General features: G+C 62.5%; 9 protein-coding genes. 1 reads left to right on the top strand and 8 read right to left on the bottom strand.

The window, feature by feature from the left end; all coding sequences use genetic code 11:
* Positions 1–50 precede the first annotated feature (50 nt).
* The 8 genes from RMO95_RS04870 to RMO95_RS04835 all read right to left on the bottom strand — a co-directional run bounded on the left by RMO95_RS04870 (position 51) and on the right by RMO95_RS04835 (position 9,066).
* Positions 51–1,361, bottom strand: coding sequence for a c-type cytochrome (locus RMO95_RS04870; RefSeq protein ID WP_310449466.1), 1,311 nt, complete (start codon positions 1,359–1,361; stop codon positions 51–53).
* 226 nt (positions 1,362–1,587) lie between these two features.
* Positions 1,588–3,741, bottom strand: a complete 2,154-nt coding sequence (locus RMO95_RS04865; protein WP_310449465.1) for an MtrB/PioB family outer membrane beta-barrel protein — start codon at positions 3,739–3,741, stop codon at positions 1,588–1,590.
* A gap of 19 nt (positions 3,742–3,760) precedes the next feature.
* The gene (locus tag RMO95_RS04860; RefSeq protein WP_310449464.1) at positions 3,761–4,633 is read right to left on the bottom strand and encodes a cytochrome c3 family protein; all 873 of its coding nucleotides are present in this window, start codon (positions 4,631–4,633) and stop codon (positions 3,761–3,763) included.
* Positions 4,634–4,732: 99 nt separating this feature from the next.
* A complete protein-coding gene (locus tag RMO95_RS04855) occupies positions 4,733–5,347 on the bottom strand; it encodes a NapC/NirT family cytochrome c (protein WP_310449463.1) in 615 nt (204 codons plus the stop codon).
* 18 nt (positions 5,348–5,365) lie between these two features.
* Positions 5,366–5,689 carry a c-type cytochrome gene (locus RMO95_RS04850; protein ID WP_310449462.1) on the bottom strand — a complete coding sequence of 108 codons (324 nt, stop codon included), beginning with the start codon at positions 5,687–5,689 and terminating at the stop codon, positions 5,366–5,368.
* Between the two features lie 200 nt (positions 5,690–5,889).
* Positions 5,890–6,531 carry a response regulator transcription factor gene (locus RMO95_RS04845; protein WP_310449461.1) on the bottom strand — a complete coding sequence of 214 codons (642 nt, stop codon included), beginning with the start codon at positions 6,529–6,531 and terminating at the stop codon, positions 5,890–5,892.
* Positions 6,528–8,630: a PAS domain S-box protein gene (locus tag RMO95_RS04840; RefSeq protein WP_310449460.1), complete on the bottom strand. Its 2,103-nt coding sequence runs from the start codon at positions 8,628–8,630 to the stop codon at positions 6,528–6,530. Before RMO95_RS04840 ends, RMO95_RS04845 begins: the two co-directional genes overlap by 4 nt.
* Before the next feature lie 40 nt (positions 8,631–8,670).
* Positions 8,671–9,066, bottom strand: coding sequence for an acyl-CoA thioesterase (locus RMO95_RS04835; RefSeq protein WP_310449459.1), 396 nt, complete (start codon positions 9,064–9,066; stop codon positions 8,671–8,673).
* Between the two features lie 619 nt (positions 9,067–9,685).
* Between RMO95_RS04835 and RMO95_RS04830 the strand changes: the two genes are divergently transcribed.
* Positions 9,686–10,846: a Fic family protein gene (locus tag RMO95_RS04830; RefSeq protein WP_310449458.1), complete on the top strand. Its 1,161-nt coding sequence runs from the start codon at positions 9,686–9,688 to the stop codon at positions 10,844–10,846.
* Positions 10,847–10,864 lie beyond the last annotated feature (18 nt).

The raw sequence follows: 10,864 nt of genomic DNA, 5'->3' as shown, positions 1-10,864 counted from the left end.
GTCGCGAGCAAGCTCGCTCCTACATCCATCGGTTTCAACATGTCTGCGTACTAGTGCTTGTCCGGCAATCCCTGGATGTGGGCCAGGATGTCCGCGATCACCTTGCGGTCGAGTTCGCGCAGGGCGGGCATCGCTTCGTCGGGGTGGCCGTTGAGCATCTTGTGCAGGCTCTCCCACGGGTTCGCGCGGGCTTCGCGGCTGAGGGTGCGCTTGGCCGTGAAGTGGCCTTCGAGGCCGTGGCAGCCGGCGCAGATGGCCCGGTAGTGCGCCGCACCGCGGCCGGCATCGCCACGCGAAAGACGGGTGCGGGGATCGATCGTGGTGTCCATGTCGGTCTGTCCCTGGCTGACGAAATTCGCCAGATCGAGCAGGTCGCGGTATTTCAGCACGGCGCCGTAAAGATGCGTGCCGTTGCGCAGGACGGTGGCGATCTGATCGGGGTCGATGCCTGCCATGGCGCGGATGCCCTTGATGCCCGTCGCATGGATGCCGCTGGCGTATTCGCCCTGGCTGCCCTTGTAATCCCAGCCGTGGCATTCCTTGCAGCGCCAGGTCATGGCCGGCGAATTGGCATAGTAGGCCTTCGGCGGATAAGCGGGATGCGGCAAGGCCTGGCCCGGGCCTCCCGAATGGATTTGCCAGTCGTCATAGAGGCGGCCGCCATTGACGATCGAGGCGACCAGATTCGCGTTGGGCAGGGTTTGCAGATAAGCCAGCATCCTGGCCGCTGCTTCCTCGCCCAGGGTGCGCAGGGCCGGCATCCTGCCGCCGGGATGGCCGTTGAGGATCACATGCAGGACTTCGTGGGGGCGCTGCCGCGCGCCGTCGCCGAGTGGCGGTATCTCGCGCAGGCTGCCGCCGTCGAGGCCATGGCAGGCGGCGCAGGCCGTGGCGAAGAACTTGCCGGTGGTCGCGGCAGAAGGCTTTGCCCGTTTCGCCGCCTCGACCAGGGCTTGCATATCGACCTGGCCGTAGGCGACAAAGTTGGCCAGATCCTGCCGGTCGCTTTCGTGCAGCAGTTCAGCGTAATCGTGATTGGCGTCCTTGAGCACGGCGACGATCGCCGCGGGGTCGGCGTTGCGCCGGCCGCGGATGTCGGCAACGCCATGCCTGCCCTTGTAGTCCCAGCCGTGGCATTCGCTGCAGCGCCAGGTATCGGCCGCCGCCACGCGCACCTGCTTGGTCTTGAATACCGGATTCGGGTGATTCGGCAGGCGCTCCTTCGACTCGCGGCTCCAGTTGTCGTAGAGCCGGCCACCGCGCACGATCGACGCGGCGTCCGCCGCCGCCGCGGCAACCGCCGGTGCCGCGGCGAGGCCTGTCATGACTGCCGCCAATGCGGCCAAGGCTACCCGTTTCATTTTCCGTTTCCCTTCGAGAGCCCCGCTATCTGACATCTCGCTGCAGACTGGTGGTCGGAAAGCCGGGGCCGAACGCCATTTACTTGCGGGCTGGACTGAGCTGCATGGACTGCAGCGACGGTGCGGTGACATGACCGGCGAACCCAACCCGTGTTCGCCGTGTCGCCAGCGCCAACTATTGCATTCAAATCGGGGAAACCGGGATGCCCGGTTTCCCCTTGCGGGCTCAGAAGCCGAAACCGACACCCATCATCAGCGTGTGATAGCCGCCAGTCAGGGCTGAGTAAGAGTCGTCCTTGTTGTAGTCATAGACGTAGGATGCCTTGAGCTTGACGTTCTTCTTGAGCTGGTAATCGACGCCCAGGTTCAGGCTGTGCACCGCGCTGCTGATGGTGCCGTCGATCGAATTGCCTGCCGCCAACTGATCGAAGACATAGCCGCTGGCCGTATTTCCCTTCGATTTCGACCAGGTGTAACCGCCGTTCCAGCGCAGCTCGTCACTCACCTGCCAGTCGCCACCCAGGGTGAAGACGTAGGTGTCGATGTTGTAGTTCGAGCGATCGATCGCCAGGAAGTTTATTGCGGCAGTCGGTGCATCGTAACGGCGCGAACCGTTGCGGATGAAATAGCTCGCAAAATCGTCCTGCATCCACGACAGGCTGGCCGAAGTATTGATCCATTCGCTGACCGGTAGGTTGAGCGACACACCTGCGGCCTGCTGGGTCTTCTTGGTATCCTGCCCGACCGATGCGCCCAGTGCGCCACCAGCAGCGCTGCTGGTGAAGGCATTATTGGCATTCTTGGCTTCCTTGTGGTTGAAATAACCGCTGACCAGCATGCCGTTCGCCGCCGCATAGCTCAACTTGGTCTTGAGGCTGAAGGCCTTCTCGGGTTCGACCACCAGCCCCGTGTCCTTGGCCCAGACGTAGGCGGGCGTCACGCGGAGCATCATTCCCGGCATCGGACGCGCGATCCAGTTGGCGTACAACTCGTCCGACTGTGTCGACTCGCGGTAGAGCGTCTGCGCCGGATTGATCGAGACCACCCCGCCGCCCCACTGGCTCCAGGTCAGATCGCGGTCTTTGTCCTCGTGTTTCCAGCCGACGGTAAGGGTCGACTTCAGCGCACCCGGGCGGAAGGTGCCGGCCAGGCCGTAGGTCAATGCCTTGATCCGGTTGATGCGCACATCGAGGCCTTCGGTAGCCGCCGGATTGATCAGGCCCACGACGGGAAAGCTGGAATTGTTCTTGCGGTTGTTGTACTTGATGAAGCCCTCGATGCCGATACCGCTCACTGCGCTCGAAGTCACGTTGAGATAGGCGCTATTGGTCGTGATCTTCCCGGTGTTGTAGCCGACGACTTCCTGCTCTGCGGAGAATGAATCCTGGCTCAGCACCGACAGGCCGTAGCCCGCCGCCACCGATGTGCTGCCGTAGTTCTTGGCGAATCGCAGGTTGTTGGATATCAGCGTGCTGTCCGGTACGAATTGGTTGGGCCGCGTTGGCGCAGTGATGGACACCGTGGCGTCCTGGGCATTGATCGCGGCATTGAAGTCGCCGAGGCGGAAATTCTTTGCCTTGTTGTCGAACTTCTCGATGGAACCCTCATACGCCAGATTGAACCCCCCCGGCGCGCCGTTCAGGCTCAAGGTGTAGCGATTCATCCGTTCGTCGACGGGCCTGTCATAGCCGCGCCAGCGCAAGGGCCGCTTGGCGGCGTTGGCGCCAGTCAAGTCGCCGTTGCCCAGCACATAGGTAGCAAAGCGATTGCCGTCGCGCTTGTAGCCGTCGTAATTGACGGCCGCCGCCAGCGAGTTTTCGAACAGTGTCGGCTTCAATGCGAGGCCCAGGCCGTAGGTCGTGCGATCGATCTTGAACTGGGTCTGGCCCGGTGAGTCGCTGTTGAACTGCCGGACAAATCCGGTCTGACTGCCGGCCGCATAGGCTGTATCCACGCCACCGCTTGGAATCTGACCAGGGGTGTACAGGAAGCTCACGCCCCCGGTCGATGTGCGGAAATTCGTGTAATAGCCGGAAAAGCCCAGGGTATTCGTATTGGCCTTGACCGTGCCGCGATGGTTGTGGGCACCGAAGCCCTGGCGCTCGAGCTCGAATACATTGCGCTCGGCGCTCTTGCCGACGAAGCTCAGGTCGAGATCGAGGTAGCCGCCGTTGCGCTGGTCGCCACCCATGCCCTGCTGGTAGTTGTAGCGTTCGAGGAACTGCGTGCCGTTGGTGCCGGCTCCCTTGTAGTAATCGAAGACGTAGAGCTTGGGCGTAGCTTCGCCGCTAAAGACGGTTCCCTCGGCCGCGTACAAGGGCGCGCCGAACGCGCTCGCCACGGCCAGCGCCATGACTTTGATCTGTGTTTTCGCATTCATGATGTCTTCCTTTAAGTTCTCAGAATCTCAGATGCTGGTCGGTTGAACTGCCGTGCACCGCGCTGTGGCAGCTCACACAGTCGCGCAATACGGCCCCGGAAACACGCGAGACGTTGTCGTTGTTGGCACCGCCCAAAGCGTGGCGGTTGCCTGCAATCGCATGACATTGCAGGCACTGCATCGGTTGCGCAACTGAAAGCAGCCTGCGGTTCGGCGCGCCGTGTGGATCGTGGCAGTTGGTGCAGCCTTCGACCACCGGTGCATGCTCGAATACGTGAGGCCCGCGGACCGCCTGGTGACAGGAGGTGCATTGCGCCGTGGCGGCGCCCAGGGCGGCCTGCTTCGAGGCATGCGGATCATGGCAGCCGGTGCAGGTGGCGCCGCCTTCCTTGACCGGGTGATGCGAGGTCATGCTGAACTTGGCCAGTACGTCCTGGTGGCAGGTAGCGCACAGCGCGGTGGTCTTGCCGCCCTTTTCCATGCCGGCGTTGAGCGTCTTGACCTTCGGCGTGTGATTGCCGTGGCAGTCGCGGCACTGGACGCCGGCCTTGTTGTGCTCGGCAATGGAGAAGTGCATGCGGCGCTTGTCGCTCTCGTGGCAAGCCAGGCATTCCTTCGATTCGGGCTTGGTGGCGATTACCTTCGGCGGCTTGGCGCTGCCCTTGGCCTTTTCGCGTGCTTCATGGGCCTTGGCGTGGTCTCCCGCATTGACGTGGCAACTGTTGCATTCGCCGTGGAAGGCGTGCGAAGTCTTCGCCTCGGTCTTGTGACATTCAACGCACTGGTCACCTTTGATCGGTGCGGCCTTCGCCGCCGGGGGCATTGCGGCCCAGGCGCCGGCATGCAGGGCGCCTCCGAGGATAACCGCCAACAACACGGCAAGACGTCTCATGGCTTACTCCTTCTGTTTAAGTTCAAATCGATCAAAACCGCGTGCCCCCTGCCGCGCGACAAGCGCAATCGGGGCGTGATGCATTTTCAATATGCCGGATCATTTGCCGGCCGCCAGTTTCGCCTTCAGTTCCGTGGGGCCGTCGGCGCCGACCGGCTCCTTGTGGGCGATGCCGAAGTGGCATTCGATGCAGGTCTTGCCTTCGGCCTTTCCCTTGGCGTGGCGCCGCTGCGCCTTCTCGGTCTGCTTGTCGGCAGCCATCGAATCGATGTGGTGGCAATTGCGGCACTCGATCGAATCGGTGGTCACCATGCGCGCCCACGCCCGGCTGGCCAGCTGGTAGCGCTTGGCCTCGAATTTCTCGGGTGTGTCGATGACGCCGGTGAGCTTGCCCCAGACTTCGCCGGAAGCCTGGATCTTGCGCGCCATCTTGTGCACCCAGTCCTTCGGCACATGGCAGTCGGAACAGATCGCGCGCACACCGGTGCGGTTTGAGTAATGGATGGTCTTCTTGTATTCCTGGTACACCGTGTCGCGCATCTCGTGACAGCCGGTGCAGAACTCAAGGGTGTTGGTGGCTTCCATGGCGGTATTGAAACCGCCCCAGAAAATGATGCCGGCAACGAAGAAACTGCTGCCCACCGTGAGCAGGGAGTACTTGACGCAGGGAGTGCGCAATGTGACCCAGAAACGGGTCAGCCAGGCGATCTTCATGATGTCCCTCGGCGCCGTTCAGCGCGAGAGTATCCATTGCACCAGGTTCTTGATCCTCGCCTCGCTGCGGATCTTCACCGCGCCGTGGTCTTCCTCCACGCCGTCGATCTTGACCTTGCTCGGCTGCGTCACGTGCTTGGTCAGCTTGGCTTCGGCCTCCGGCTTGCCCTTGTACTTGGCGGCGACTTCCTTGTAGGCCGGGCCGTCTTTCTTCTTGTCCACGCTGTGGCATTTGAAGCACTTGCTGTCCTCCAGCAAGGCCATCGCGTCAGCCTCGTCGGCGGCATAGGCGGGAACCGCAACAGCAAGGCTGCAGGCAAGAACGGCAAGGTGGCGTTTCATGATCCGGATCCCCTTCAAGTTGAATTGCGCAGCTTCGGCTCGTCTCGTCGCGCCACTTTGGCGTGGCGAGCAGGGCTTCGGCGTTGACATTGACATTGCAGGGGATTTTGAACTTTTTCGGCACTGCACCATATCGGCTAGCGCTTAAAGTTTCTGTAGGAATAGTCCTACCGCGCGCGGGCTGCGCGCCGCCGTCCGTGCTAGCCCGGCAAATTGGTCAGCTCGTGGGCGATGGCATAGCGCACCAGATCCGGCGTGCTCGCCAGGCCCATCTTCTGCAGGATGCGGGCCTTGTGCGTGCTCACGGTCTTGACGCTGAGCGACAGCGCGGCGCCGATCTCGCTCGGGCCCAATCCCGCGACCAGCATTTCGAACACCTGGTATTCGCGGTTGGAAAGCAGGGTGTGCGGCAGCGCCTCGCTGTGCGCGCCGATTCGGCGCGCCATCAGTTCGGCGACATGGGCGCTGATCTGGACGCCGCCCGCCGCGACCTTGCGGATCGCCGCCACCAGCAGATCCGCATCGTTTTCCTTGGTGATGTAGCCGGCGGCGCCGGCGCGGAATGCGCGCATGGCATATTGATCCTCGTGATGCATGCTGAGTATCAGGATCGGCAGGTGGGGATAATCGCGGTGCACCAGCTTGATCAATTCCAGGCCGTTCTTGCCCGGCATCGAGATGTCCAGCACCAGGATGTCGCACTCCACGGTCTGCAGGCGCGCCAGCAGTTCGTTGCCGTTGGCGGCCTCGCCGCTGACCACCAGGTCGTCGGTGTCGGCCAGGATCTGCTTCAGGCCGTCGCGGATGATGGAGTGGTCGTCGGCCAGAAAAACGCGGGTCATGTGCTCTGCTCCTGAATCGGCTCGGCGCCTGCGGCTGCGGCATCGGGCAGCGGTTCGGCGTCGCGGTGCCTGAGCGGCAGGCTCACCTCGATCGCCACGCCGCCCGCGGCCGATTCACCGATGTTCAGCCGGCCGCTGAACATCAGCACGCGCTCGCGCATGCCGACCAGGCCGTTGCCGGCGCAAAAGATCGCCCCCGATGACGAATGCAAGCCACGGCCGTCGTCTTCGATCGTCAGGTGCAGGGCATCGTGCTCCAGCTTCAGGCTGACTGTGACGCGACTGGCGGCGGCGTGACGGGCGACGTTGGTCAGCGCCTCCTGCAGGATGCGATACACCGCCGTCGCCATGCCGGCTTCGCAGGCGTCGGCGTCGGCATCGATATCGACATCGATACCGACGCCGCTGCGCTGCGAAAAATCGTTGGTCAGCCATTCGGCGGCGGCGACCAGACCGAGGTCGTCGAGCAGGGGCGGGCGCAGCTCGGTGGTGATGCGGCGTACCGAGGCGACGGTGTCGGCCAGCAAATCCTTCATCACCTTGACCCGCTTTTCCAGTTCGGGATGCGACTTCTGCAGCGGCCCGGCCAGCGACGACAGGTCGAGGCGCAGGCGCATCAACTGCTGGCCCAGTTCGTCGTGCAGCTCGCGTGCGATGCGGTTGCGTTCCGATTCGCGGACCATGATCAGCGATTCGGAGAGGCGGCGCAGCTCGGCATTGGTGGCGGTCAGGGCCAGTTCGGCGCGTTGCCGTTCGGAGATATCGCGCAGCACGGCGGTGAACAGCGTCTGTCCGGCGACGGTCACCTGCGACAGGCTGGTTTCGACCGGAAATTCCTCGCCGTTGGCACGCAGGCCGACCACTTCGTTGCCCATCGCCCGCGCCGTGGCGCTACTTTCGCGAAACCCGGCGATATGCCTTTCATGCGTCGCGCGGTAGCGTTCGGGCAGAAAGCGCGACAGCGGCGCACCGATGGCATCGGCCGCGCTGCAGGCGAACATCTTTTCCGCGGCCGGGTTGAACAGCACGATGCGCTGCGTCATGTCGACCGAGACGATCGCATCCAGCGCCGTATCGATCATCGCCTGCAGTGTCTCGCCGGTCTGTGCCAGATTCTCGGCGAGAGCCTGCTCCCGCTTCAGTTCGCGCACCAGCAGCAGCGTGATCAGGGCGATGAAGGCCGCCATGGCGCCGGCGCCGAGCCGCAGCGTGACCGCGTTCTCGCGCCAGGCGGTGAGCGCGGCGGCATCCAGCGCAGAAACCGCCAGAGTCAGCGGAAATCCCGCGATGTCGCGATAGATCGCCACACCCGGCGCATCCCCGCCGAAGCGCACGACCGGCGGCGTTCCACCCGCATCCGCGAGGTGCGGCGGCAGCTCGAAAGCGCGCCCGATCATGGCTTCGTTGCGCGGCGTCCGCGTCAGCAGGCGGCCGTCGCTCAGGTACAGCGCAATCGGACTTATGTATTCGAGTTTCAGGTTATGCAGCTGCTCGAAGTAATCGAGATTCAGCGCCGCGACCACGACGCCGGCAAAGGCGCCGTCGGGCCGATTGACGCGGTGGCTCATGTGCACCGTCCATTTGCCACCCATCCGGTTCACCAGCGGCGGGCCGATGAACACCTCGCCTCCCGGTTTGTTGCGGTGGAACTGGAAATAGTCGCGGTCGGCCACCCGCACCTGCGGGATCGGAAACTCGGCGGAGGCATTGACCACCGTGCCGTGCTCATCGACCACGAACAGGGCGCCGATATGCGGCATGCCCTCGATGCGCGACCTCAGCGTGATGTGGATCAGTTCGTCGTCGAGCGGGATGCGGCGCTGCTCCAGCTGGCTGACCCGGTCGACCACGCTGCCGATGACCAGGTGCACGCCTTGCAGCGCGCGCGCGGTCTGGTCGCCGATGACCCGGCTCATGCTGCCGGCTTCCTCGGCGGCATGCCTGAGTTCGCTGTCGCGCAGGCCGACCAGGTAGATCTCGGTCGATATCAGCACCATGCCGATGGCAAGGGTGCCCAGCAACAGCACGGCGCGCACCGGGCTTTGCACCCAGTACCTGACGCGCGCAAGCGCCTCGATGGAGCGAGCGGCAAATCCCATTCGGCTACTCCGCAGCGGCGATCCGCGCCGGCTCAGGCCGCTATGCCGCCGGCACGGCGCGCTTGCCGCCGTTGTCGTCGATGGCGACGTAGGTGAATTGCGCCTCGGTCACCTTGACCACCACCGGATTGCTCGGGTTGCGCTCGGCATAGACCTGGACATCGACGGTGATCGAAGTCCGGCCGACGCGAACTATCTCGGCGTAGAAGCTGACGATGTCGCCGACCGAGATCGGCTGCTTGAACAGGAAGGAATTGACCGCCACCGTGGCGATGCGGCCACGCGCGCGGCGCATCGCCGGAATCGCGGCGGCGACGTCGCATTGCGCCATGACCCAGCCGCCGAAGATGTCGCCGTTGCCGTTCATGTCGGCCGGCATCGGCATCACGCGCAGCACGGGCTCGCGGCCCGGTATCAGTACGCCCTCGTGAGGCATCAGTGTTCTCCGGAAGTCAGATAGTTCATCGGACCGCCAGTATACGGCGCGAAGCCGGTGCCGAAGATCACGCCGGCGTCGGGTAAGAGCGGATTCGCCGGGTCGCCAGGTCGGCGCGAAACGGCCACCCTGCCTGGTTGCCGGAGGTAATGCCGTGATTGTCCGCGCGGATTATGAATTCGTAACGCGCGCGGAATTCCCGCGTTACCCACCGACACCCCGCCGCCAGTCAATGAGAGGCGCGGCAGCAACATCCGCGGATAGCGCTCGCCACAACATAATTTCTACTAACTTATAACAAGATTAGTAGACATTAGTGCTCTATCCAAGCTGTATTGAGCTACCAAACTTTACTAATTCATGGAAGCATTAGTAGACAATTTTTCAGCAGTAGCTATACTAATTTCTACTAATCTTGTCATCAATTAGTATACCCATGCGGATACCTGATACAGCCCCTGGACTTGAGCAGTTTTTCCAGCGCTTGCCTGCCGATAGATTGTCATTGATCGTTCAACACAGCACGCCGCTACCGAAAGGGAGATATCTCCATTGGGACGAGTTGCGGTATAGAGACCCGCCCCAGGGACTATCACGCGAAGAGTGGTGGACCGCAGTCATGCTGGCCCGCACTCCACTACTGCAAAACCTGCCACTCCTGGACAAACGCGGACTCCCGTTCCGCTTTGCGACCCCCAGCCCGGTTCTGATTGATCTGCACCATATTGACCGGGATGCCGCAGGACAAATTCATACCGCCGCCGGAGACTCCATCCGCGAAGACCCCAATCGCTACCTGATGAGTTCGCTCATTGAAGAGGCGATCACATCCAGCCAGCTCGAAGGGGCCTCCACGACGCGCCAGGTTGCCGCTGCCATGCTTCGCACCGGCAGAAAACCGCGCGATCACAGCGAAACGATGATCTTCAACAATTATCGGGCGATGGAGCATTTGCGGGCGCTGAAGAAAGAGCCGCTGACCCCCGGTCGTATCCTGGAATTGCACCGCATCCTCACCGAAGACACCCTGGACAATCCCGAAGATGTTGGCCGCTACCGGCAAGCCGATGCGATCAAGGTTATCGACAGCCGAGACAACACCGTGTTGCACGATCCGCCCACGTACACCGAGCTTCCCGCTCGTCTGGAAAGGCTTTGCGCGTTCGCCAATTCCGACGAAACCTCGCTGCTTTTCGTGCACCCTGTATTACGGGCCATTCTGCTGCACTTCATGATCGGCTACGACCATCCATTCGAGGATGGAAACGGTCGCACTGCGCGCGCGCTGTTCTATTGGTCGATGGCCCGCAGCGGCTACTGGCTGATGGAATACACGTCGATCAGCCACATTCTGCGCCGCGCTCCGGTCAGGTACATGCGGTCCTACCTCCACACCGAAACGGACAATAACGATACGACCTACTTTCTGCTGCACCAACTCAACACGATCAGGCGGGCAATCGTAGCGCTCCATGAATACATGGACAGAAAGGTGCGCGAACAAAAGGAAACCGAGCGACTGCTATCCGCTTCGCCAAAACTGCGGACCCGGTTCAACCATCGGCAAGTTGCCCTCCTGACACACGCTTTGCGCAACACCGGGGAAGGCTATCGAGTCGATGCGCATCGGCGGTCCCACAATGTTGTTTACCAGACGGCGCGCAATGACCTGTTGGACTTGCACGACCTGGGACTGCTGGAAATTGCCAAGCAGGGAAACGCTTATGTTTTCTTCGCGCCTGAAAACCTGCGCGACCGCCTCGCCGATCTCGCCAAATAGCTCGCCAAACCTTCGGCA

Source organism: Sulfuritalea sp., from assembly GCF_031426875.1.
Lineage (GTDB): Bacteria > Pseudomonadota > Gammaproteobacteria > Burkholderiales > Rhodocyclaceae > Sulfuritalea.
Note: the sequence above shows the minus strand (reverse complement) of the source record. Positions and strands in the feature narration are given on the sequence as shown.

What these genes read in the sequence shown, in the direction of transcription:
- RMO95_RS04850 (WP_310449462.1), bottom strand. Translation starts at nt 5,689, where the DNA reads ATGAAACGCCACCTTGCCGTTCTTGCCTGCAGCCTTGCTGTTGCGGTT.
- RMO95_RS04840 (WP_310449460.1), bottom strand. Translation starts at nt 8,630, where the DNA reads ATGGGATTTGCCGCTCGCTCCATCGAGGCGCTTGCGCGCGTCAGGTAC.
- RMO95_RS04830 (WP_310449458.1), top strand. Translation starts at nt 9,686, where the DNA reads ATGCTGGCCCGCACTCCACTACTGCAAAACCTGCCACTCCTGGACAAA.
- RMO95_RS04835 (WP_310449459.1), bottom strand. Translation starts at nt 9,066, where the DNA reads ATGCCTCACGAGGGCGTACTGATACCGGGCCGCGAGCCCGTGCTGCGC.
- RMO95_RS04865 (WP_310449465.1), bottom strand. Translation starts at nt 3,741, where the DNA reads ATGAATGCGAAAACACAGATCAAAGTCATGGCGCTGGCCGTGGCGAGC.
- RMO95_RS04855 (WP_310449463.1), bottom strand. Translation starts at nt 5,347, where the DNA reads ATGAAGATCGCCTGGCTGACCCGTTTCTGGGTCACATTGCGCACTCCC.
- RMO95_RS04845 (WP_310449461.1), bottom strand. Translation starts at nt 6,531, where the DNA reads ATGACCCGCGTTTTTCTGGCCGACGACCACTCCATCATCCGCGACGGC.
- RMO95_RS04870 (WP_310449466.1), bottom strand. Translation starts at nt 1,361, where the DNA reads ATGAAACGGGTAGCCTTGGCCGCATTGGCGGCAGTCATGACAGGCCTC.
- RMO95_RS04860 (WP_310449464.1), bottom strand. Translation starts at nt 4,633, where the DNA reads ATGAGACGTCTTGCCGTGTTGTTGGCGGTTATCCTCGGAGGCGCCCTG.